We start from the raw sequence: 24,888 nt of genomic DNA, 5'->3' as shown, positions 1-24,888 counted from the left end.
ACTGCCATAGCACAAATTTATTAAATTATGGCAAATGCTACAGTAAGTATTTTTTTAGACAGCTCGTACACAAAAAAAGATGGTACGTCTCGTTTTTACATTAGGGTAACGCTAAACCGAAAAACTAAAAAGATTCCTTTAAATCTTTTTCTTAAACCGGAGTACTACAATCCCAAAACGAAAAAGATTAAAGAAATCAGGGAAGTGCCTGATGCGAAAAAAAACAACCTCTATTTAAAAGATAAGGAAAGTGAGGTTGAACAAATCATCATCGAATTAGAGCGAAGAAAACAATCCGTAACTTTTGAGAATATTCTAAGCCTCTACTCCAATAGTGAGGTTAATGGAAGCTTTATTGAATTTGCTAAAACCAGATTAAAGGAAGAACGCAACCGGATTAAGCAATCTACCTATGAAGGTCTAGCATTAGATATTGTAAAACTTGAAAGATACCAAGCCAATGTAACGATTTACGAGATTGATGAAAATTGGCTTGAAAAATACAGAAACTACCTTATCGAATCATTAGATAACAAAGCCAATACTATTTATGGCAATATATCCATGATAAGGAAGTACATAACCTACGCTTACAAGAAAAAAATAATCGACCGGAATCCATTTCACAATTTTTCTTTCTTAAAAGAAGATGGCAAAAAGGAACATCTTACCCTTAAAGAATTGGACATGCTTCACGACTACTATAATAAAGAAGAGTTCCTAAAAATTTACAAGAAGGATAAGCGAGGTAAAACTTACCTAACTGGTATGAAGTATCAGGAAACCCTTCAACACATTTTAATTAGTTGTTATTGTGGATTACGCCTATCTGACCTAAGAAAATTACGATTCAAACATATTGAGAACAACATGATAATAATGGAGATGGATAAGAGCCGAAGGGATAAAGAAAAGATGCTCAGAATTCCAATTACCGAAAGACTAAAATCGGTTCTTGATTTAGGTGGTGATAAAAAGCCAAACGATAAAATTTATAAAGGCTTCGTACGAAGCAGTTCCGATATAAATCCCATGTTACGCTTTATAATGAATGAGGTTGGCATAAAAAAACGCCTCTCTTTTCATTGCACTAGACATACATTTGCTGTAAGTGCATTAACATTAGGTATGTCCCTTGAAACTGTATCAGATATTATGGGGCATAATGATTTAAGAACCACTCAGATTTACGCTAAAATCATTGATGACAAGCGAAAGGAAGAAATGTCGAAATGGAATAGGTTAAATAACCTCAATAATGAAAATTTAACCTACACTCTAGCCATTTGTCCGAACTGCGACAATGAAGTATTAAGATTTGAAAAGGGAGTGATAAGGATTAAAAAACTTACTCTTCATTGTCAATCTTGCTCCACAAAATTCTCTTATGTAGTTGAATAATTAAAAAGAAATGAAATCATATACGAACACAATAATAGATCGAAAGAGAACATACGCAGTTCTTTTGCACGTTGATAATTATTTTTTATTAACATTTTCAAATTAACACATAATGTTCGTATATGATTTTATAGAGAAGATTGGAAAGATTGAGGTGAAATACTCAAGGAAGTTTAGAAAGCGGTATTTAACATTTACTGAGGAATTTTCTTCTGAACAGGAATACAATCAGCAGTTGGATGAGTATCTAATTGAGTTTAGAAAAGAAATTCAAAGCTTACCTTTTAGTTTGAATTCAAAACAGTCAAGAAAAACATTTTTGCACAATATATACGATGAGTTTCTTTATACCAGGGAACGCCTTAACGAGCAATTTATTCAATTAATATCCCAAAGTCACGATTGTATCACCTTGCAAAAAGTGAGGTTTAAATGTTGCTTTCCTAAATACTTCCAAAAGAAGTATTTGAAAACAGCTAGAACTGCATATCGGAAACTTCATGTTGTATTCACTTTACGTATTGATAAAATTGAAACTGCGGTTGATATTTTAAAGCTGACAGCATTAAATGATGGGTTTGAAATGGATATTTCGGATAAGCAAAACCCTGTAAGATTTAAAACCAATCTTTCAAGTCCGGAACTTGCCTATCTATCATTTAGGATAATGAATAAAGTGTCAATAGACCCAAATTTCAATCGCACTCATTTATCCAGGATATTAGCAGATAATTTCTCTACTAAAAGAGCTGAGTTTCCGAAAGCAGAACAAATTAGAAAACAGTTTACTGATGTTAATGACAACGTAAAAAATAAAGTCGAATCACTACTTGATGAATTGGCAAATGCCAATACCGTATAGCATTTGTAATTTTTTTTCAAAAAAATCAATTTTATTACATCTTGATTTAATGATAGTTACCGAAAGGGGACAAAGGGGGACATCCCCCACTGTCCCTTTTTTCGTGTTTGCAGCAAATGTATGTTCGCTTACAAATTGATGTAGAAATAAAAACATACGATTATGCAGAAAGAAGATTTAAACAATTTAGTTACCGTAGCTGACTTAAACAGTTTTTCTGAGAAAATCATAAACGAGATTCACAGGCTATCGGAAAAAGACAAACCTGAATTTTACACACCCAATCAATTCAGCAAACTGACAGGTATGCCCTACACTACTGTCATTCATTATTGCAAGAAAAACATGTTAAAAGCAAGACAGGAATTTAAAGGCGGTTCCTGGCAGATTTATGCGAGCGAGATAAACAGGCTTAAAGAGGAGGCGAATACAAACCATTTAACATTCAGATAATGGAAACCAATGAAAAACCAGTCGCTCAAAGCAAGCATCAATTAACGGAGGCATACAATATAAGCTACTTAACCCTTCAACGTTGGCTTGAACCAATTAAAGATGAACTTGGTGAATATAGAGGAAGAGCATACACCCCAAAACAAGTTCAGATGATTTATGATTTATTAGGTCGTCCATAAATTCAATATCGTAAGCAATGACAATATATCTCTCCGGAATTCATTACGAAACCGATGCAAATTTCATTCAAAGCTTAAAAAGGCAATTATTGAATCTAGGATGTACCATAGTTAATCCCGATGAAAAGTTACATGATAGGCTTGGTTGGTCCAAAAGCCTTACTCACCGCCTAGGTTTAATTCTTGAAAGCGACACCATTTACATGTTACCTAAATGGAAAGATAGTACTACTGCAAGAATTGAACTTACAGCAGCAATGAAAGAGAAAAAAAACCTCTGCTTTTCAATTGATGATATAAAAAATTTAATAACCACCCTTGACGGCTAATAATGGTTTAGGCAGGATTGAACAAGGGCAATCCTGCCATTTACACATAAAGTTCATTTTCAAAATAAATTATTATGACAGCATTAGCACCCAATACGGTATCGAAGCTATACTATTTCGATAACCGCATAAAGAGTTTTTATGAGAAAAACAGCTATAACAGCATCCCGTTTGATGGCACAAAAGTTCAGAAAATGATTGAAGATTCTCAGCTAGAGTTGAATGCTCTTTTTTACAAGATTTGGGGTTCAGACATGGGCTACCACTTACTAGATAAGTTTTATGATTCAAGGGGTAATGTTTATGAGTTCTTTATGAGCCTCGATAGCAACAATCGTGAATTATTGACAGGTAAAGATTGGTAGCCGATGGATGCAAAAAGGGTTATAGAGCAAATCAATGATGAAGTTTATGAGGTTGTCTCCAACTTTGTCACACTAAAGAAAGCAGGGAGCAATTACAAAGCGTGTTGTCCATTCCACAATGAAAAAACGGCTTCGTTCAGCGTTAATCCGGCAAAGGGTATTTTCAAATGCTTCGGTTGTGATAAAGGCGGTAATGCCATTGAGTTTATTAAAGAGCATGAAAATGTTGAGTTTAAAGATGCCGTCGAAATTGGCGCAAAACTTTTGAATCTCAATTTTGAATGGAAAAGAAGTACCAATTGGGATGAAGCCAAATTCAAACATGAAGAAAGCCTGAAAATCGCTTGTAATATCATTGAAAGGTTCTTCTTGGAACAGGTCAATCATAAGAATGCACAGGATTACATAAAACAGCGAAACATTGTCATTCCTGAAAACAGCAGCTTTAATATTGGCTATGCTCCAAGTGGAAATGCTCTGCTTGCCCATGCCAGGGAGAAAGGTGTAAAAACGGAAATATTGGAGGAAATTGGCGTATTGAAAAGCAACGACAAAGGCATTTATGACTTTTTCTACAACCGATTGATTTTTCCTATTTGTAACTCCAAAGGTCAAACCATCGCTTTCGCCGGGCGTGATTTAAGTGAAAACCCAAAGATTAAGTATCTGAATACACACGAGAGCTGCATTTATACTAAAGGCAATGAATTGTATGCTCTAAATATTGCAAGGTTCGCCATTAAAAACGAAGATCGGGCATATATAGTTGAAGGCTATACCGATGTACTTCGGATGCATTCCATTGAAGTAATAAATTCAGTTGCAACAGGCGGAACGGCACTAACCAGCGCACAGGCAAAGCTCCTGAAAAAATACACCAATAAGGCTACTCTCATTTACGATGGCGATAGTGCAGGACGAAATGGCATGTGCCGAAATGCAGAAATCCTTATTAAAAATCAATTCCATGTTTCGGTAGTTGTACTACCCGAAAAACAAGACCCGGATTCACTTTTTACAGATAGTAAGACGTTTCTTCAGTACGATGAAAAACAGGAAGATTACATCATATACAAAACCTCTGAATACGCTGAACGATTTGCAAATGACCCGGTTAAGAAATCGGAAGTAATTAAGCGGATGGCTGCCCTAATTAGTTGCTATGATAAAACCAACCAGGAGGTTTATCTTGACTTTGTTTCCGAACAGATTAAACCAAAAAAAGCTTGGCAGGATGCTTTAAAAGAAAACAGCCAGCCAACTGAGAAAAAGGTTAAGAAAAAAGAAAACATCAACGATATTATAAAGCTGAAAAAGGAGCAACAAGAAAACCTTTTGGAGAATCAGTTTTATGAAGAAAAAGGAGCTTACTGGACTGTGGAAGGCAAAAACCCGAAACAAATTTCCAACTTCACATTTGAGGCTTTGTTTTGTGTTTTCCATAGAGATGCACAAGGGCGAACCGACCTGAAATATATTCTCAACTTGATGAGCCAATACGGACGGAAACGACTTGCAACTATTTCATCAGATGATTTTTGTACTCCTGCATCGTTTAAAAAGCAAGTACACCGTAGGCACGGTTTCTTTTGGTATGGTAACGACACCCAACTTGATAGTATTAAAAACGTGAAGCTTTTAGGAATTCCAGAAGCAAAGGAACTTGAAAGGGTTGGCTATAATGAAAAGAATCGTTTTTGGGTATTTGCCAATGGTTTGTATTACGATAAAACATTCCATGAGATTGATGAGTATGGTGTTACCACCCATGCAAAACGAATAAGTAGCATGGATGTGTTTAAGGAGATTCCACCCGAAAGCCAGATTCGCATTGGCGACACCTTTCATGTACTGAATACCACCGCAGAGTTTATCGGTAAATATGGTACAGATAACCTGAAAGATAAAATCAAACAGGGCCAGGTACACCTTTTACATTTCTTCTTTCTACCCTACGGTAAGTTACTAAGAATTGGTACCAGCGATAGCGGAAACCCATTTAAGGAAAACTCAAAGTATATTCAACCACCAAAGAACAGCAATTGGAATTTTGGCAAGTGGGCATCATCAATGAACAAGGTTTATCCGGGTAATGCAGAGTTACTAATTGCCTACTATATAGCCACCGTTTTCAGCGATGTAATTTATAAAGCCAATTTCGGGTACTTCCCATTACTATTTCTGTTTGGTAAAAGGCAATCAGGTAAAAGTACCGCAGCTCGGAGTATCATGTATATGTTTGGAAAGCCACCTATGGAAGACGGTATTAACCTTGCTTCCGGTAGTACAAGTACAGGTATGCAGCGAAGTATGGATTCCACAACCAACCATCCTTTTTGGGGCAACGAGTATAAGAACAGTATTCATAAAAATACCATTGAGGCATTAAAAGGTATTGCCGACCGAAATGGTAAGCTTACTGGGGTAAAGTCTGGCGGTAACGAAACTCGGATTGCAAAGCCCAGGGGTTCGGGTATTATCAGCGGTCAGGATTTACCCACACAAGACCCGGCTCTCTCAAGTCGTAGCTTGCTAGGTGAATTTGATGATACCAATCGGGGAAACTATGAAGACCTGAAAGAGTTCAAAGCTGCCGAAGAAAGTTTGCAGTTTACCAATATTACCTGTTCAGTATTCGACAATCGACATTTAATTGAGGAACACTACTCTAAAGAAGAACCTGGTATTAGTTCAGAGGTTATGGATGAGCTGATAAGCGAATTTGGGAATGTTGACCGCAGAACTGTTTTGAATATTTCATCGGTACTCACTCCTATGAAAATACTAATGGAACAATCTGATTTGAAATTCCCTTTTGATTATCAAACAGCAAAAACAGCCTTAATACGTTCTGCAAGACTTACCATATCAGTACAAAACCAAAGTGATGAAGTGGAGCAATACTTTCATGTGCTACAATCCCTGCTTAATCTTTATAAAATATCGGATAATACACATTACAAAATCGTAGTTGCTGAAAATAGCGTAAAGCATCTTTATCTAAGAGTTGGAGCAATACATGGTTTATACAGGGAACAAGCTCGCAAAGAAGGGATAACCGTATTAGACCAGGCGGTGATTGGTGAATACCTAAAGAAACATCGTTCATTTATTGACTATCGCAGAAAGAACGTACAGTTCGGAAGCAATAGAACAAGTGCATACATACTAAACTATGATACCCTGAAAGAACAAGGTATTGAGCTTGAACGCTTCATCTAAATATAAATCAAAACACATTATTAAAGCTTATCAATGGCAGTAAAGCAAATACCGTCCTCATTTCCTCACTTAATAAGTATATAGTATAATAATATACTGATATATAATACTATATACTTTTCTATTCAAATAATAAGTGAGGACGGCTGAGGGAAACATGAGGGATTATTGAGGGACAAAAGAGGAAAAAGCATACCCTTTCCCTCACTCCTCCTCAAAGTCCTCATTTTATTTGACTGATATTTAATAACTTAAAGCAAAAACGAGGAATGAGGACAGTTTTTAAAAAATACCATAGGCTCTGAAAACATAGTCAAAACAACATTTATCTGGCATCTTTATTTTAAGAAAAAAGCAAATGTTTTTTTTGATAACTTTCTAATTCACTATCATTTAAGTTTTACTAAAAAAAATTGATTATGACTAAAAAAAAAGAATGATAAGGTATTAGCGAGCCTTGAAGAATTAAACAAGAAAGTATCTGAAATGATACGTTTGCAAAAGAAATTATCTACGGGGTATGATTACATCAATGCCAAAGAATTGTCTGAATTATTAGGTGTTAGTATAAAAACCATATATGGCAAGGTATATAACAGACAAATCCCCTACTATAAACCAGGTGGAAAAACACTGATGTTCAAAATGTCTGAAATACAAGAATGGATAAAATCGGGTCGTCATTCCACAATTGAAGAGCTTAAAGAAATTATTTAATGTGGTATAGAGTTTCTATGCGAGAGTTAAAAGATTAACCCGGTATCAGTTTTGGTATCGGGTTTTTTATTGCTTTTTTTTAAGCAATACTAAAAAAAGCTATCTTTACATTCATAGCCGTCAAGGGTATAATTGTATAGATTATGCCCAAAATTCTTCATTACATTCTAATTGCAAGTCTCAATTCGAGGCTTTTGTTGGTTACAAAGCGACCGTTTTTTCAATTAATAGCTGAAAGTCCCCTTCAAAAAGTACAATATTCAAAAAAGCGTTTAAAATATTGTCTTAAAGTCCTCAAAAGCAGTCTTTATAAGCTAAAAAGTATTCAAAAGCCTTCAAAAGCAGTTGAAATATACTCTACAAGGCTGCTTTTCTCTGTATTTCAAGTGCCTGTCTGCCGAACAGGCAGGCGTTATCGCTCATTTTTTAACCCAAAACCAACGCTATGATAGTACGCAGAACCATATTGAAACAGGATTTGGTAAAAAAACTTTACCCCGATAGTATTTCAATGAAGTCAGCAATGCAGCAGCTCCGAAACGAAATTGACATTTGCCCTGCACTCAAGCAACAGATTGAACAGGCAGGAAATACAAAACGCCATTATTACAACAAACAACAACTCCTTTTAATCCTGGAACACTTTTGTATAACACTTGAAGAATTTGAACAGCTATGAAACGTCCATTCAATTTTTATTCGGAAGTTCTTCAGTCAGAATAAATAATTGAATGGTAAGTTCCATAAGACCTTTAAAAATAAACATCTACTTATGAACTATTTCTCAGGCATAACCGATATTGACCAAGCCAAACTACGTTACAGAAAATTAGCAAAGCAACTACACCCCGATGCCGGAGGAACTGCCAAAGAGTTTCAGGATATGCAAACTGAATACAAGGAATTTCTTTTAAGCTTGCAACAAAAACACAAAGTCATTACTCCTTCACGTTATAGCCATACAGCGGAAAATGAATTGATAAACGAATTAGGTAAGCTTGCCAAAGTTTTGATTAAAAAACAAGTGCCACAGAATTACTTACGGCAGAAAATACAAACAACGGAATCTTCTTTAAAGAAAAGCCTGTTTGCTGATATTGCAGATTGGTTGGATAGCTTCTAAAAATATTTATCTGAAAGAAAGTGCTGCATTTTCATATAAGTTTTATAAATTAGCTTCTTGGTTTAAAAAATGCACGTAATTTGCGTATTATGACACAAAGAAAGCAAATAAACAGGTTGAAAATTGTTCTTGCAGAGCAGAATAAAACCAACAAATGGTTGGCAGAACAATTGGGGAAAAGTTTAACCACGGTTTCGAGATGGTGTACGAACGAATCGCAGCCCGGAATGGAAACCGTGATTGAAATTGCAGAGAAATTAAATGTTGATGCCAGGGAACTGATAGTATCAACCAAACAGGATAAATAACAGGAAGTAAACGATGCCAACATTAAATTGGATAGGAAAAGATAAGGTGATAAACCACCACATGGATGTTCCTTACAGAATATTAGAACACTCCTATGGTTTCGACAATGGAAAGCAAACCCAAAACGAAACCAATAGTGGTAATAAAATAATTCATGGAGATAACCTTGAAGCCCTAAAAGCTCTTTTGCCAAAATACGAAGGAGCTATTGATGTAATTTATATTGACCCTCCATACAATACAGGAAACGAAGGTTGGATATATAACGATAATGTTAACGACCCAAAAATAAAAAAGTGGCTGGGCAAAGTCGTAGGTAAAGAAGCTGAAGATTTATCACGTCATGATAAGTGGTTGTGTATGATGTACCCACGCTTAAATCTGTTACACAAACTTCTATCGAGGCAAGGTGTAATATTTATTTCAATTGATGATAATGAGCAAGCAAATCTAAAATTGATTTGTGATGAAATATTTGGGGGCAGCAATTTTGTAACAGATTTAATATGGAGGTCAGCCGATTCTTCAAATAATGATGCAAAACAATTTTCTGTAGATTTCAATCATACTTTAGTTTATACAAAACTTTCCGGTTGGCAACCATTTAAACTTGAACGTTCAGAAGATAATAATGCTCATTATAAGAATCCTGACAATGACCCACGTGGTCCCTGGTTTTCAGGAAATGTTTCATCACCAAACCCACGGGTTAATCTAACCTATGATATTATATCTCCATCTGGAAATAAGATAGCTCCTCCCAAAAATGGTTGGAGATGGAATAAAGAACGTGTAGAAGAAATGATTCAGGATAAGGAAATTATTTTTTCTGATGATGAAACTAGAATAATAAAAAAAACATTTCTAAAAGACCAATCAGGAATTGTGCCATCGAATATTTGGTGGGATATTGAAGAAACAGGTCATAATCGAAATGCAAAATATGAACTAATAAAGATATTTTCAGAATTAAAAACATCTGATGTTTTTAAAACACCTAAACCAACTAAGTTTTTAGAAAAGATTATTAAAATATCTATGCATTCTGATGCGCTAATTTTAGATTCTTTTGCTGGTTCAGGAACAACTGCCCATGCCATCCTTAACCTAAACAAGCTTGATAACGGAAATCGCAAGTTTATATTAGTAGAAATGGAAGATTATGCCAATGATATAACAGCGGAAAGAATCAAAAGAGTAATCAATGGGTACGGTGATGCTAAGAAAAAGATTAAAGGGTTAGAAGGTAGCTTCGACTTCTACGAATTAGGCAAACCTTTATTCCTCGATAATGAAATGCTAAACGAAGAAGTTAGTTTAGAAAAGATACGTGAATATGTATGGTTTTCCGAAACTCGTAAACCATACGAAAAAGTGAACGAGAAAGAGGAACACTTATTAGGTGTGGCTAATTCATCAGCATTTTACTTTTATTATTACAAAGACAAGCTCACAACGCTGGATGATAGTTTTTTGCGCACACTAAAAACTAAGGAAGAGCAATATGTAATTTATGCAGATAATTGTGTTTTAGACCACAGTTTAATGCAGAAATACCACATAACATTTAAGAAAATCCCAAGGGATATAACACGATTTTAAACCTGAACACTATGATAGATTATATAGAAATACAAGGCTTTAAATCTGTAAAAAACATGCAATTGGAACTAAAACCAATCAATGTTTTTATAGGTAGCAATGGTGCGGGTAAAAGTAACTTTGTGTCGTTCTTTAAAATGGTACATGCCATTTTTAATCAACATTTACAACGATACGTAATTGAAGAAAAAGCAGACAATATACTCCATTTTGGACGAAAGGTTACCGAAACCATGTACGGTAAAATGATATTTACTGAGGACACTCAAAACAACAATGCGTATTGGTTTAATTTGGCTCAAACTAAAGAAGGAGGCTTGTTCATAAAAGAAGAAGGTTCCGGTTACAATGTTAATCGTGATAACGATTATCAAAATTATTTTACCGAATCTAATGTCGAAGAAACTTCAATAACTCGTTCCGGTTCGTATAGGAATAATTATTTAAGAGGTTATTTATCAAACATACAGATTTATCATTTTCACGACACTTCGGCTACTTCAATGTTACGCCGAGAGTGCGATATAAACGATAATGATTATTTAAAAACAGATGGTAGAAACCTTCCTGCCTTTTTGTATTATTTACAGGAAGAACACCCGAAATTATACAAGCGTATTGAAAAAACAATAAAATCAATAGCCCCTTATATTGATAGATTTGTATTGCAACCAAAAAAGCTGAATAAAAATGAAATTGAATTACGCTGGGTTGAAAAAGGAGACCCGAATTCAAATTTCAATGCATATCAGTTTTCGGATGGGACATTACGTTTTATTGCTTTGGCTACGGTTCTTATGCAACCAGAACCTCCAAAAGTAATTGTGATTGATGAACCGGAATTAGGTTTGCATCCGCAAGCTATTCAAAAGCTGGCTGCTTTAATTGAATCAGCCTCTGAAAAAACACAATTGATTTTATCTACTCAATCAGTGAATTTGGTTAATTGCTTTCATCCGGAGGATATAGTTACCGTTGACAGAAGTGTTGAAGAAAACCAATCGGTTTTCAATCGCTTAAACCCCGACAACTTATCATTATGGTTAAACGACCATACATTAGGAGAACTATGGGAACGCAACATTATTAACTCAGCTCAACCTTTTGCCAAATGACAAGAATAACGATAATAGGTGAAGGGCAAACAGAGCAAGCCTTTTGCAACGATGTATTAAGTCCGCTTTTAATAGAGAAAAACATATACCCTCATAATGCAATAATTACCAAATCAGGCGGTGGTATAGTATCATGGGCTGCATTAAAAAAAGAGATTAGTAATTATTTAAAGCACGACCCTAATTTAATTGTCACCACACTCATTGATTATTATGGATTGAAAAAAGAACATGGCTTTCCGAAATGGGATGAAGCTCATACCAAAGTTGACAGGGCTGAACGCATGAGCATTTTAGAGCAAGGTATGCTGGAAGATATTGACGAAAACCTCAGAAACAGGTTCATTCCCTATATTCAACTGCATGAGTTTGAAGGTTTACTTTTTAGCAAAATTGAAGCCTTTGATGAATGCTTTGAAGAAAATGAGTTCAACGACTATAATTATTTAGTAGAAACAACCAATACAGACAATCCTGAAAATATAAATGATGGGGCTACAACTGCACCATCGAAAAGACTAAAACGAATAATAAAAGGCTATAAAAAACCATTATATGGCTCAATGATAGCAGAAGAAATTGGTTTGAGAACCATTAGGGATAAATGCCCTCGTTTTAATAAATGGATTGAAAAAATATTAGCATTAGAAGAATAACGATTTAACAGTAAAAAAGGTGGAATTAAAACCATATCAACAGCAAGTAATAAACGACCTCGATAAGTTTCTTGAATATGTTAATACTTATCAGGATTCAGCTAAAGCTTTTAATCAGTTTTGGGAAGATAAAGTTGGTAAATACCAGGTTAAGCTCGATGGTTCGTTTTCAGGAATGAAACCATACAAAAACAATATTCCGGGAGCTACTCACATAGCTGTAAAAGTGCCTACTGCCGGAGGGAAAACTTTTATTGCCTGTAACGCATTGTCTTCTATTTTTAAATCGTTCGATGCTTCTAAACCCAAAGCGGTTGTTTGGTTAGTTCCGTGGTCGAACCTTTTACAACAAACTGTTGGTCATTTATCGAATCCTACTCATCCATACAGAGAAAAGCTAAATGCTTTATTTGGAAACCGTGTGGAGGTATTAGAAAAAGAACAACTACTTCAAGGTGCAGGATTCAACCCTACTTCGGTTCAGGAACAGCTAAATATTTTTGTTTTTAACTTTAGTAGTATTCGCATTAATTCCCGAAAAAAAGACGACCGTAAAGTTTACGAGCAAAACGGAGCGTTAGAACAATTCCGAGGCTTTGTAGATAACGACCTGGTTATTGAAGAAACGGATGAGACAGCACTTATTAATGTTATACGCTCCTTAAATCCGGTGGTAGTGGTTGACGAAAGCCATAATGCCGAAAGCGATTTAAGTGTTGAAATGCTTAACAATCTGAATCCATCATTTGTATTAGATTTAACAGCTACCCCAAAAGAAAATAGCAATATCATAAGCTTTGTAAATGCCATGGCTCTTAAAAAAGAGCACATGGTAAAGCTTCCGGTTATTGTTTACAATCATCATAAAAAGGAAGAAGTAATTACAAGTGCCTTACATCTACAAAGGCAATTGGAATTGCTTGCTTTGGAGGAAGAAAAAGTAACTGGTAAATATATCAGACCTATCATTCTTTTTCAGGCACAATCGAACATTAAAGGCAAAGACAATACCACCTACATTCATATAAAAGAGCAACTTACCAAACTGAAAATACCAGAAGAACAAATCAAAATTAAGGTAAGTGGTTTAGATGAATTGAAAGGGATTGACTTAATGGCAAAAGACTGTGAAGTCAGGTACATCATTACCGTTAATGCTTTAAAAGAAGGTTGGGACTGCCCCAATGCCTACATTTTGGCATCATTAGCCGATAAATCATCAGCTGTAGATGTTGAACAGATATTAGGCAGGGTTTTACGCCAGCCTTATGTAACCAAGCATCAAACACCACTTCTTAACCTTTCTTTTGTGTTATCCGCAAGTTCAAAGTTCCAGGAAACCTTGGATAATATCGTTAAGGCTCTACAAGAATCTGGCTTTAGTAAGGATGATTATTATGCAGAGGAAGAACCGGAACCAGAACTAACCGACAATGAAGTGCTGCAAAGTGAATTATTTGGAGAATCAGAACCAAAACAAACTGATGATGATACACCAAGAGCCGTTGACGAAATTGAAGTTGATGAAATAGACTTTAATCCCGAAACAGAATTAACACCTGACCAAATTGGTAATACAAACGATATTGTAAAACAAATCACTCAGAAAGGAGAAACTGAGGGGAAATCGTTTGAGCAAAAAGCTGAATCCTATACCGAAGATAATACCGACTATTTATTACGAGAAATGGGTAAAGAACCGAAAAAATATAAAATTGAAGAACCCTTTGTTGATGTGGTAAGCGATATTGAGATTCCTCAATTCTATCGTAAAGTGCCAAAGGATGAACTTCACGACACAATTCTGTTTGAGGAATTAACCCAAAACGAACAGTTATTAAATAGAAATAGTTTGTTAAATGGTTTTAAACTTGCTTCAAAAAGTACCGAAATTAATTTTGATGATACGGCTACGGAAGTATTTCAGGTTGACTATAACGAAACAAAGCATACTGCCACTATGCAGAAACTATCGACCAGAGCAAAAACAATCTTAGTAGATACTATTTTGGCTAAACCAAAAGAAACACAAATAAAGGAGATTACCTCGCTTATTGTGCGTAAGCTTGGCGATATGACCCCTATCTCGCATGAAGATATTACAAAGTATGTTTCTCGTGTATTCGAGGATTTGAACAACGACCAGATTAGAGATATTATCAATAATGAGTTTCTGTATATCAGAAAAATAAAGGACAAGGTTAAAGAGCTTGAAAATGAATATGCAAAGGAGCAATTTCAGTTGTTGCTCGATACCAACAATATAATGGTAAAGCCTAGTTTTAAGTTTCCTCCGGAATTGACTCATATTAACCTGTGTAGTCCTATAAATAAATCATTATACGAACGAGAAGCATCGGTTAATAATTTTGAGCAAAGGGTAATTATGGATATTGCCTCATTGGAGAATGTGTTATTCTGGCACCGAAACCTTGAAAAAGGAAAAGGTTTTGCCCTAAATGGTTTTAAAAACGACCACTACCCCGATTTCATAATCTATACACAAAACGGCAACCTAATATTGATAGAAACAAAAGGCGACCATTTAGATAATGATGATAGCAGAGCCAAAAACTTGTTGGGTAAGAAATGGGCTGAAAAATCCGGTGACAATTACAAATACTTCATGGTGTTTGAAACGAAAGATGTGCCGGATACTTATACCGCTCAAAGTATCATTGATGTAGTTAGAATGTTGTAAATAATAACCTTATAACAAGTACGCCATGAGTCAGATGCTTACAGACATCAGCCGTATCGTAAATGAAGATATTAGTAATCGAATCAATCAGTACGATGTGCTTTACGAGGCAATAATAAACTCAATACACGCAAATGCCACAGAAATTGTGTGTGAATTAGGTTCATTTGACAACCCTCAAAAAGAGGAAGGTAAAGAAGTCCTTCCAAGGAAACTTGACACGATTAAAATAACTGATAATGGAGATGGCCTTGATGAGCTAAACTATAAATCCTTTTGTGAATATAGAACAGGTTTTAAAAAAGAACTAGGCTGCAAGGGCGTTGGTAGGTTTGTATTTCTTAAAGTATATAAAAATGTAAAGTATCATAGTTTTCTTAGTGCTAAAAACGAAAAAAGAACCTTTGCATTTAATTTTGACTTTGATACTGATAATATCAAAATAGATAACGAAGAAGTTCCTTCAAACCAAACAACAATTGAGCTTTCGGTTTTAAATTCAAGCTATTTTAATTCAGAAAGGCATATTGATAGAAGGATATTACTTAGGTTGGAGAAAATCAAAAATAAAGTACTATTGAATCTTATCCCAACACTTTTCTTCTATCGAAAAAAAGGAGTTGACATTGATATTATTTTCAAAGATGGAGAATCCGAGGTTTCAATTACGAAAAATGATATTCCCGGCTTCCTTGAAAAACCATTTGAAATAAAAGACAGAGATGGTAAAAAGTTTAAATTTTTCCTTCATTATCAAATTGAAAAGGAAAAAGGTCAATTTAAAGCCTATTACTGTGCAGCTAACAGAACTGTTTGTGAATTCTCTGATAAAGATTTTAAAATGAGCTTACCATACGGTTATTCGGGATTTTTTCTTTTGGAATCAAAATACCTGGACACTCATGTAAACAATGAGCGGAATGATTTCGATATTTTTCCTATCAAAACTGATTTATTTTCAACTATCTCATGGGAAATGATAAATAGTAAGCTGCAAGAAGAAATCACAGGATTAGTAAAAGAAGGTATTCCGGAAACACAAAAACTTAACTCTGCAAAAATTCAAGAAATTCAAGAAGAACGTCCCTATTTGGTTGGTTACATTAATGAAACGGACATTGAGATGGCTGGTTTTATTGATAAAAAACAGATAATAGATAAAGCCAAGAAACGATTTGATTCAGCAAAAGAAAATGTTCTATCTAATTCGGGGAAAGATGTTTATTCAGACTATGAATTACAAGAAGCAATACAATTAACCCAAAATGAATTAGTATCATATATCTACGACCGTGTTCAGGTAATTGAACGATTAAAAACCATGCTCAAGAATAAAGAGCAAGTAGAGTCAGTGATTCATAATCTTTTCATGCAGCAGCATACTGATGACGATTATTTCTGCATTGGTAAAAATAATCTATGGTTATTAGATGACAGGTTTACAAGTTACAGTTACGCAGCTAGTGATAAAAGAATAAAGGATATAATTTCATCCCTACAATTAGAGGGTGATGAAATTGACAATGAAGGTGACAAACCCGATTTAGCCTTATTTTTCTCGCAGAATCCTGATAATTCCGAAAGTTTAAAATCCGTACTTGTAGAAATCAAGCCATTCTCTGATAAGTCAAAATCTGACAGGAAGAAATTTCAAGGGATACAACAATTAGTTGATTATGTGGAGGCATTTAAGGTAAAAGAAAAGATTGATGAAATATGGGCATTCTTAATTACAGATGTTGATGAGAAATTAGCAAGTAGGTTAAGGAAAGATGATTACACTCCACTCTTTTCAACAAAAGCACCAATTTATCATCGCTTTTTTAAAGAATTAGGTATGTCAATTTATGTTATTGGCGCAGAAACATTGATATCTGATGCGGAATCAAAAAACAAAGTATTTCTTGATATAATAAGGAAGCAGAGTCGGTTAGCGCAAATCATAGAAGATGTAAGTGTAGAATTAAATGCATCCAAATAAACCCATTTGCAATAAAATAACTAAAAAGAATAACTAAATAATACAGCATGGACGTACAGCCAGACAAGCAGAATATTGATAAGTTATTTTCCAATACGACTTATTATATTGATTTCTACCAACGTCAATACAAGTGGACTGATGAACCAGTAAAGAGGTTGTTAGATGATGTTTTCTATAAATTTAATGAAGAATACAAGAAGCATAAAGATTCAAGTATTGAGCTTGACCAGATTATTAGTAAATACTCATGGTACTATTTGAATACCTATGTAACGAACCATGTAGAAGGAAAAATATATATTGTTGATGGGCAGCAACGCTTAACCACCTTAACATTAATTCTTATTAAGCTTAAGCATCTAGCAAAAGATCTTAATTCACAGTTAGAGGGTTGGATAAGTAATAAGATTGTAGGACTGTCAGGCTATAAAACTGATTTCTGGATGAACCATGAACTTCATAAGAATTCAATGAAGGGGTTGTTTGATGGTGATGAACTAGATAAAATAGATACATCTTCTGGTTTGACAGCACAAAATATGGTTGCGAACTTTTCAGTTGTATCGTCAAGATTGCATAATGAATTAAAAGACCTTCATCGATTTGAGAGCTTCGTGTTTTATTTCATGCATAGATTAGTATTGATAAACCTAAATGTTGAGCAAACAGATGTCCCAATGGTCTTCGAAGTTATAAATGACAGGGGGGTTAAACTAAAACCATACGAAATATTAAAAGGAAAGCTTCTTGGTCAAATTACAAAAGAGGAACTTGATAACCTCAATTTAAATGACCTTTGGGAATCTCAGGTTACAAAAATTAACGCCTTTAAGGAAGATGAAATCGACCAATTTTTTATCTATTATCTAAAAGCAAAATTTGCTGATACTATTGGAGAAGGTCGTAGATATGACAAAGATTACCACAGAGTAATATTTTCGGAAAACAAATTAAAACTAGACCATAATCCTAAAGAGGTTAAAGATTTTCTTCAGAATAACTTTGAATACTATACTAATCTTTATTCTAAAGTTCTCAAGTATTATAAAGATGATTCCTTAAATAATGGGTATGCTCATGTTTACTACAATGGATTAACAGAAATGGATATGCAGTTCCTGTTAATTCTTTCTAGCTGTATATTAAATGACCCACAAGAAGATGATAAAATAAAAAAAATTGCTTTTGAAGTTGATAGATTATTCTCATTATTACAACTTCAGCGCAGTTATGGAAGTAATGCTTTTGCAGTTGCTATTTACAAATTAAGTGCAGCAATACGAGAAAAAGATATTCATGAAATTAGACCTGAATTTGATAAAACATTGTTAGAGTTATTATCTGATGCAAGAGGTGTTCCAGCTAATTCACCTCTCTCTTACGGATTCTTTAAAGAAACGGGCATTGAGTTAGATAAACGATTTAAAAGATATTTTTTTGCTCGAATAGAGAAGTTTATAGCCGATAATACAAAACTGCAAGTAAAACATTCTTTATATGACCTAGTTCAGAATACAGGGCATGTTAATGGTTTTCATATAGAACATATATTAGCAGATAACGAAGAGAATCTAAAACTATTTGATGAAGATGAAGAAAAATTCAAAAGTGAGCGCAATAGGCTTGGTGGCTTATTACTCTTAAAAGGAAAAGATAATATTTCAAGCAATAACGAAACCTATAAGAATAAACTAAAATCATATGCCAACACGCTCTATTGGAACGAAACTTTACGTGAGGATAGCTACAAATCTAAGTTGGATTTTACAGATATGATAAATAAGTACAGTCTTAATTTTAGGCATTTAGATACATTCGGTCAAGCAGAACTTGAAGAACGCCATAGATTACTCTATGACATGGTAAAATATATTTGGGAATAGTTTATGGGCATAATTAATTATTTTAACTCTAAATTTAAAAAACGTAAAGCTGAACTAAAATTAAGTAATGAAGAAATTGCTCTTCATGAATCGGCACATGCTATTGTTTGGTGTTTATTTAGAAATAACTGGAGCATTGAAAAACTAACAATTGAAAGGAGAAACCTACTAGATAAAAGCATGGATGGGGCATTACATATTACTCCAAATTTTAATTTTGAGAATGGATTAAATATTGAACGTGCAAATGAAATAACAGCAATAGCTCTAGCGGGTTTGATAGGTCAAAATATTTATATGATAAAACAGAATGATTATCTTTTAATTAAGATGATGAAGATTCAAGAATATAGTACGCTGTTAAATACCATAGGATGCGGTGGGGATTTTGATATTGTTAGAAAATATTCTCCTCACCTAGGAGCTGAATTTGGAACTAGTGAATGGGCTTATGTGAGATTTAAGGTAATGGATTTAATAACATTATTTCAAAATGATTATAAAGTGCAGCACGTACATCAGGAACTCAGTAAATACTTGCTAGAAAAACAAACTTTAGTTTCCAATGAACTGCTCGAGTTTTTTAACTCGTATTCTTTTTTTGATTATATCACTGAGGAATGCTTAGATATTGGTTTTTTTCATCAAAGAAGTTGATATTCTAAAATTTAAAGAACTTTAAAGGAGAAATATAGAATGGTTAAGTGTAAGCTCTGCAATGCAAAAGATGCTGATAAAAAAGGTTCTCATATTGTACCTCATTTTCTATTAAAAAGAATTGAAAATATTGAAGGCAAAACAGGTCGTGATTATGAATTAGGTTTTACAATTGAGAAATTGAATGCCAAATCCTACTTTGGAAGGTCAGTACAACCAGAAAAACTTGAAGAAACTTATGGCGAAATTACTGACGCAGACATTGCAAAGAATAAACACCCACTTATTGTTGACAATATTTTTTGTTCTGAATGTGAGAGCCGACTTGCAACAATTGAATCAAAATATGCAGAAACAACAAAAACAACCAATACAAAAGACTACGAATCAGGGGTTAGTTCAATTATTGGATTGTTATTTTGGGCAAGTGTAATTTGGCGAATGTCCATAAACGGTAAGAGTGGTGTAAAACTTACTGAAGAGCAAAATGAAAAATTAAGACAAACTCTTGATTGTTTTCTACCTGATAAAATTGAAGAAATTGATAAAAAAGGCATCAACGAGAATGGATTAGTAAAATCATTGTCATATAAAATTCTAAGAAGTTGTGACTGTAAAGATGATGATGCGAAATGGCTCTTCTTCCATCCTGAATTTAATAATCCTTTGTGCCTACTAATAGACGAGTATGTTGTTTGCTTCAGCTTTGATGATAATTTTAAAGATATTGATAGTAAAGATTGTTTAGGAATCAACGAAATGATAAAACAAGCTCCAATTAATAAAATTGGTTCAGATTCCAATGAGATAGTTAAACCATTTGATAATGTTACATACAAAAAAATGGCATCAAGCCTTTTGAAAATAATTCAAGAAGTGTACCTAGGAGGATTAGATGAATTCTTTGATATGGTGCATGTTGCATCAGGTGGAAAAGGAAAAACAATGCCATCAGAATTAAAAACAGAAATAATGGCTGAACTCACGTCTGAAGAAAAAAAGACTGGAAGAAAGTTTACTCAGGAAGAAATAAAAAAATCAACAATGAAAGTTATGAAAAGGTATGCGCCAAAATAATTGGTTAGTATAAAGTTTCATCATTCTTTAAATATATTGGACGTACTCCTACTTTTTTGTACCCTCCGCCTAAAAATAACCAATTCCAACCAATCACAGCAAATCCTAACCAAACACAACCAATCCCCCACCATAAGCCTACTATATGTTTGTTTCCATTATGGAAGCAAGCACAAAGAAAATATTAGGGACATTAGCAGCAGTTGCAGCCGTTGGCGGTGGTTTCTACCTGATTAAAAAAGGCAAAAAGCTTCTTGCCGGGGCAAAAATGAATTTTGCTCTTTTAGGATTCCGCATCCACAAGATGAACTTGCAGGAAGTTCAATTTGCCGTAAAGCTTCGTTGCTACAATCCCACCAAAGCCCCTATCACATTAGCCGTTAACCAGGTAGTTGCAAATTACAAAGGTTCGGCAGTCGCTTATTCTACCCCCGATATTAAAGGACTTACCATTGGTGCTGGCAAAACACAAGAGCCTGAAATCGTTTTTCAAGTGCCATACCTGAACCTTATGGGTAAAGGTCTTACTCTTTCCTTGCTTTCCAATACACAGCAGCTTAAAGCTGATATGACTTTCACCATGACCATCAGCGTTAATGGCGAAACTCTTACTACCACGCAATCATTATCAGAGGACGAAAATATGAACGGATTAGCATTGGGCGAATTGGGCATTGTATCCGGCCCACGAAACACCCAAAACGGTAAACGTTTCAACCACCTTATAAAAAAGGCAAACGGACAGGACACATTTATAAAAAACGGCAACGTAATTGAAACCGTTGAAAGTTGTATTGATATTATCGGTACACACTTTCGTGAAGTCGAGGAACTGGCAAGTATGCTGCAAGGTGATTCACTCAAAGAGACTTGCCGAAACATCTTCAACTTTTCGTACAACTATTTGCAGTACCATAAGGACGATGACGGAACGGAACAGCTCCGTACTCCATCTCGCTCCTGGTTAGACGGACAAATCAGGTTCAAACAGAAAGGAAAGCAATCGGCAGGGATTGACTGTGATGATTATAGCATTTTTGTGGGTTCGCTTTTAAAGTGTTTGGGTATTCCGTTCAAGCTGCGCATTACCAAGTATGATGGTAAAAAGAACTTTCAGCATATCTATGTGATTGTTCCTGCCGTTGGTGATTCCGAAGATGAAATCGTTATCGACCCTGTTCTCTCAAAGTTCGATTACCAAAAGCCTTACAGCTTTGAACGTTCGGATTTTGATATGTCTCCATTGCAATTGGCAGGACTTAGAGGTATTGACGGAATAACAGGTACAAGTGCTTTAGGATTACCCATATCGGTTTTATCAGGTATTGATTTAGCTGGAGGTGTTCAGGCACAAGCCAACCATGAAGACCTTATTGCCATTGTTTCAGGTGTTGACTTTGACGATGCCATAAATGGTTTAGGTGATGCAGAGGATGCCACCTACAATTACTTAGTTCGTACCCGGAATTATCTTTTAAAAAATCGGGATAACAAGGACAAAATGGCTCACGTCCAAAACCCTGACCAATTCATTTCCATGTTGGACCAGGCTATCAAGTTTTGGAATACTCCACAACGTGATGCCGTATTGGACAAGCTATCTGATATTGAAGAAAAGCTTGCCGAAAAAGGTCTGATTAAATACGATTCAGATGCCATCCAGGGATTGGCTGAATTAGATGAGCTGGACGATGAAATGGACGGCTTGGGAAGAAGAAAAAGACGTAGAGGTCGATTCTTCAAAGCAATTAAGCGTGTTGGCAAGAAGATTGGAAAAGTAGCCAAGAAAGTAGTCAAAGCAATCGTAAGGTTTAATCCTCTATCTATTGCAATCAGAGGCGGATTATTGGCAGCCTTACGCTTAAATATGTTTGGTATTGCCAAAAAATTGCAATATGCTTATTTACCTGATGACCTTGCAAGCAAATACAACATCGACCCGGCAAAACATGCCAAACTAAAAAAGACACACGGTAAGGTTCGCAAGCTTTTTAAAGGCTTACAGGGCAAAGAATCCAACCTTCGAAAAGCAATCCTGAAAGGTGCAAAACAAAAGAGTTCCGACTTCTCCCTAAAAGGTATTGACGGTTTACTTGCTGATTTGAAAGGATTGGAAGCCATTGGTGAATTGGCAGAATTGGGCAATATGGGTGCAGTTGCCACAGCAGCCTCGGTAACCGCAGCTAGTGGTGTATTGGCAAAAATCGGAAGCTGGTTAAAGCCTATCAAAAACATCTTTACCAAGGTTAAAGATAAATTCAAAAAAGCAGCTCCTGCAACGGAAGCGGTATCTCAATTTACCAATCAGGCAGCTCCAACAACCGAGGCTTATGCTCCACCAACAAACAGCGTGATACCTCCTTCAAATAGTATTATGCCACAGACAGGCAGTTACACTCCCCAACCCATTATGAAATCCGGGAACTACACTCCACAATCGACTACAACGAATCCTACTGCAACAGGCAAAAAGAAACTGAGCAAGGGAGCAAAAGTCGGTATTGGTTTAGGTGTTGCAGCACTTGTTGGTACAGGAGCTTATCTCATGTTCCGCAAAAAAGACAGCACTCCGGCAAAACGGAAATCATCTCCCAAGAAAACCACCAATAAAGAAGATTTAGGAAGCATCAAGCTTCAATAAATAATTGTGAATCAATAATTAAAATTTAGAAAACATGGCAGTTAAAAAATCAACGTCAAGTACCCCAAGGAGAACTTCAAGAGGTACAAAGATTGACTTTATGAAAGCTACCAACAACATAGGCAAGCCCATTGCTGCCGTAGCAGGGTTTGCAGTTGGCAAGTACGCTTTAAAGAAGTTGGAAAAAAGCCAAACCGTTAGCGGTTTGTTGGGCAACGAAATGAAAACCTACATCGTTCCGGCAGCCGTTACTATGGGCGGTTTGGTTGGTACTCAGTTTACCAAAAACGAATATGTGAAGCTGGGCTTGGTAGGTGCAGCAGGCGCAGGTGTTGAATCCATTATCAAGAAAGCCACAGGTAAAACCATCCTTCAAGGATTAGAGGGCATTATCGGTGATGAAGATTACAGCGATATGGACGAAATGGACGGACTACGTGCCTTAAACCCAATTACGCAAGCACTCCCGGCAGCCGACATCGACATCGAGCGTGAAATTCAGGCTTCGGTATCAGGAGCAGCATCGGACTATTCTATGAGTGATGACCCAATTGGTAATGCAGCCAATGATTATGCAATGAGCGATGAGCCGATTGGCAGTTCAGATGATGACGATGAGCCTGTTGGAAAAATTCAAAACCTCGACCCCGATAGCATGGACTATGACATCTTTTCGGGCGATATGATGGCATCCTGATTCTCACTAAATAACATTTAATCAATTTAATAACAAGGCTATTAAGCCGCAAAACAAATTATCATGGCAGAAATTAATGAGCAAAATGATTTGTACCCTTCGATGGAAGAAATAGAGGGTTTAGAAGAAGCGATTCTTGAAAAAGAGGAAGATGCTTTAGAGAAAGAAGAAGACCAGGACGATGCGGTCGAAGGCATTGGCGATTTAGGTCGTTCACGCCGTAGAACAAGACGCAGAGGGCGAAGAAGTCGCAGAAGAACCAGCAGAAAACGTGCTGTACGTAGGTCATACAATGCCGGAGCAAGAAGTACGGCTGTAAAAACAGGACTTACCAAAGACCTGACTTCTAAAGGTCAGTTTGAACTTCGCAGACAACAGTTGCCACCGGAAGTGCAAAAAGCATTGAAAGATGCACGTATGCAAACTGTTGACACGGCAATTTATACCGTTAAGTCGATTAAGGATAAGTCCGACATTGATTTGATGGAGGCATCGGATGATAAGAAGGCTGGTCGTACCAACCTGAACCGTGCGCAGTTGGATTCAGGAAAGTATTTCCTGTTAACTGATATTGTTCTTGAGTACGCTCACGGAGCATCGGAAGAAGATAACGACCCAGCAGATTTTGCATTCGGTCAGTTTGCTTTACCTCCTGCAATCCTGAACGGTACTTTCGAGATGACGTTAGGCACGAAGGTAATTGTACCTGAAATCTCATGTGCGGTATTCGATGATACCGATACCACAAAACGCAAATTCCAATACAAGCTTGCCAATCCAAAATGGTTGAAGCCATCAATGGATATTACACCAAAGCTGAACATGCCGAAATCGGTATCAGGTGATAAGATTTACCACCCTGCCGTTAAGGTAACGCTATTGGGAACTATCACAGAGAAAGCATAAGAGCTT

At 35.6% G+C, this 24,888-nt stretch carries 22 protein-coding genes; all 22 read left to right on the top strand.

Annotated elements, in window-relative coordinates:
• Positions 1–27 precede the first annotated feature (27 nt).
• The 22 genes from KDU71_RS13820 (at position 28) to KDU71_RS13715 (ending at position 24,882) form a co-directional block, all read left to right on the top strand.
• The gene (locus KDU71_RS13820) at positions 28–1,401 is read left to right on the top strand and encodes a site-specific integrase (protein WP_212191676.1); all 1,374 of its coding nucleotides are present in this window, start codon (positions 28–30) and stop codon (positions 1,399–1,401) included.
• Positions 1,402–1,513: 112 nt separating this feature from the next.
• Positions 1,514–2,263 (top strand): hypothetical protein, encoded by a 750-nt coding sequence (locus KDU71_RS13815; protein WP_212191675.1) that lies wholly within the window; start codon positions 1,514–1,516, stop codon positions 2,261–2,263.
• A 162-nt stretch (positions 2,264–2,425) separates the two neighbouring features.
• Positions 2,426–2,716: a MerR family transcriptional regulator gene (locus KDU71_RS13810; RefSeq protein WP_212191674.1), complete on the top strand. Its 291-nt coding sequence runs from the start codon at positions 2,426–2,428 to the stop codon at positions 2,714–2,716.
• The gene (locus KDU71_RS13805; protein WP_212191673.1) at positions 2,716–2,898 is read left to right on the top strand and encodes a hypothetical protein; all 183 of its coding nucleotides are present in this window, start codon (positions 2,716–2,718) and stop codon (positions 2,896–2,898) included. Before KDU71_RS13810 ends, KDU71_RS13805 begins: the two co-directional genes overlap by 1 nt.
• 17 nt (positions 2,899–2,915) lie before the next feature.
• Positions 2,916–3,227: a DUF4406 domain-containing protein gene (locus KDU71_RS13800; RefSeq protein ID WP_212191672.1), complete on the top strand. Its 312-nt coding sequence runs from the start codon at positions 2,916–2,918 to the stop codon at positions 3,225–3,227.
• Positions 3,228–3,301: 74 nt separating this feature from the next.
• Positions 3,302–3,592 carry a hypothetical protein gene (locus tag KDU71_RS13795; RefSeq protein WP_212191671.1) on the top strand — a complete coding sequence of 97 codons (291 nt, stop codon included), beginning with the start codon at positions 3,302–3,304 and terminating at the stop codon, positions 3,590–3,592.
• 3 nt (positions 3,593–3,595) lie between these two features.
• The gene (gene dnaG / locus KDU71_RS13790; protein WP_212191670.1) at positions 3,596–6,814 is read left to right on the top strand and encodes a DNA primase; all 3,219 of its coding nucleotides are present in this window, start codon (positions 3,596–3,598) and stop codon (positions 6,812–6,814) included.
• Between the two features lie 486 nt (positions 6,815–7,300).
• A complete protein-coding gene (locus KDU71_RS13785) occupies positions 7,301–7,531 on the top strand; it encodes a helix-turn-helix transcriptional regulator (RefSeq protein WP_212191669.1) in 231 nt (76 codons plus the stop codon).
• Between the two features lie 445 nt (positions 7,532–7,976).
• Positions 7,977–8,210 (top strand): DUF4248 domain-containing protein, encoded by a 234-nt coding sequence (locus KDU71_RS13780; RefSeq protein ID WP_212191668.1) that lies wholly within the window; start codon positions 7,977–7,979, stop codon positions 8,208–8,210.
• A 93-nt stretch (positions 8,211–8,303) separates the two neighbouring features.
• The gene (locus tag KDU71_RS13775; RefSeq protein WP_212191667.1) at positions 8,304–8,654 is read left to right on the top strand and encodes a molecular chaperone DnaJ; all 351 of its coding nucleotides are present in this window, start codon (positions 8,304–8,306) and stop codon (positions 8,652–8,654) included.
• 89 nt (positions 8,655–8,743) lie between these two features.
• On the top strand, positions 8,744–8,962 hold the full coding sequence (locus KDU71_RS13770) for a helix-turn-helix transcriptional regulator (RefSeq protein ID WP_244828491.1): 219 nt from the start codon (positions 8,744–8,746) through the stop codon (positions 8,960–8,962).
• Between the two features lie 13 nt (positions 8,963–8,975).
• Positions 8,976–10,565, top strand: a complete 1,590-nt coding sequence (locus KDU71_RS13765; RefSeq protein WP_212191666.1) for a site-specific DNA-methyltransferase — start codon at positions 8,976–8,978, stop codon at positions 10,563–10,565.
• Positions 10,566–10,576: 11 nt separating this feature from the next.
• A complete protein-coding gene (locus tag KDU71_RS13760) occupies positions 10,577–11,680 on the top strand; it encodes an AAA family ATPase (protein ID WP_212191665.1) in 1,104 nt (367 codons plus the stop codon).
• Positions 11,677–12,336 carry a DUF4276 family protein gene (locus KDU71_RS13755; protein WP_212191664.1) on the top strand — a complete coding sequence of 220 codons (660 nt, stop codon included), beginning with the start codon at positions 11,677–11,679 and terminating at the stop codon, positions 12,334–12,336. The genes KDU71_RS13760 and KDU71_RS13755 overlap by 4 nt, the downstream gene beginning before the upstream one ends.
• Positions 12,337–12,355: 19 nt before the next feature.
• Positions 12,356–15,037 carry a DEAD/DEAH box helicase gene (locus tag KDU71_RS13750; protein WP_212191663.1) on the top strand — a complete coding sequence of 894 codons (2,682 nt, stop codon included), beginning with the start codon at positions 12,356–12,358 and terminating at the stop codon, positions 15,035–15,037.
• 25 nt (positions 15,038–15,062) lie between these two features.
• Positions 15,063–17,018: an ATP-binding protein gene (locus KDU71_RS13745; protein WP_212191662.1), complete on the top strand. Its 1,956-nt coding sequence runs from the start codon at positions 15,063–15,065 to the stop codon at positions 17,016–17,018.
• A 47-nt stretch (positions 17,019–17,065) separates the two neighbouring features.
• Positions 17,066–18,904, top strand: coding sequence for a DUF262 domain-containing protein (locus KDU71_RS13740; protein ID WP_212191661.1), 1,839 nt, complete (start codon positions 17,066–17,068; stop codon positions 18,902–18,904).
• A gap of 3 nt (positions 18,905–18,907) precedes the next feature.
• Positions 18,908–19,561, top strand: a complete 654-nt coding sequence (locus KDU71_RS13735; RefSeq protein ID WP_212191660.1) for a hypothetical protein — start codon at positions 18,908–18,910, stop codon at positions 19,559–19,561.
• A 39-nt stretch (positions 19,562–19,600) separates the two neighbouring features.
• The gene (locus tag KDU71_RS13730) at positions 19,601–20,638 is read left to right on the top strand and encodes a hypothetical protein (RefSeq protein WP_212191659.1); all 1,038 of its coding nucleotides are present in this window, start codon (positions 19,601–19,603) and stop codon (positions 20,636–20,638) included.
• 160 nt (positions 20,639–20,798) lie between these two features.
• Complete coding sequence (locus KDU71_RS13725; protein WP_212191658.1) at positions 20,799–23,279, top strand: hypothetical protein; 2,481 nt, start codon at positions 20,799–20,801, stop codon at positions 23,277–23,279.
• Between the two features lie 34 nt (positions 23,280–23,313).
• The gene (locus tag KDU71_RS13720; protein WP_212191657.1) at positions 23,314–23,976 is read left to right on the top strand and encodes a hypothetical protein; all 663 of its coding nucleotides are present in this window, start codon (positions 23,314–23,316) and stop codon (positions 23,974–23,976) included.
• A gap of 63 nt (positions 23,977–24,039) precedes the next feature.
• On the top strand, positions 24,040–24,882 hold the full coding sequence (locus KDU71_RS13715; protein WP_120271258.1) for a hypothetical protein: 843 nt from the start codon (positions 24,040–24,042) through the stop codon (positions 24,880–24,882).
• The last annotated feature ends 6 nt before the right edge of the window (positions 24,883–24,888 follow it).

The sequence above is a fragment of the Carboxylicivirga sediminis genome, assembly GCF_018156225.1.
GTDB classification, from domain to species: domain Bacteria; phylum Bacteroidota; class Bacteroidia; order Bacteroidales; family Marinilabiliaceae; genus Carboxylicivirga; species Carboxylicivirga sediminis.
The sequence above is the reverse complement of the archived record's forward strand: the minus strand, read 5'-3'. Positions and strand labels throughout refer to the sequence as shown.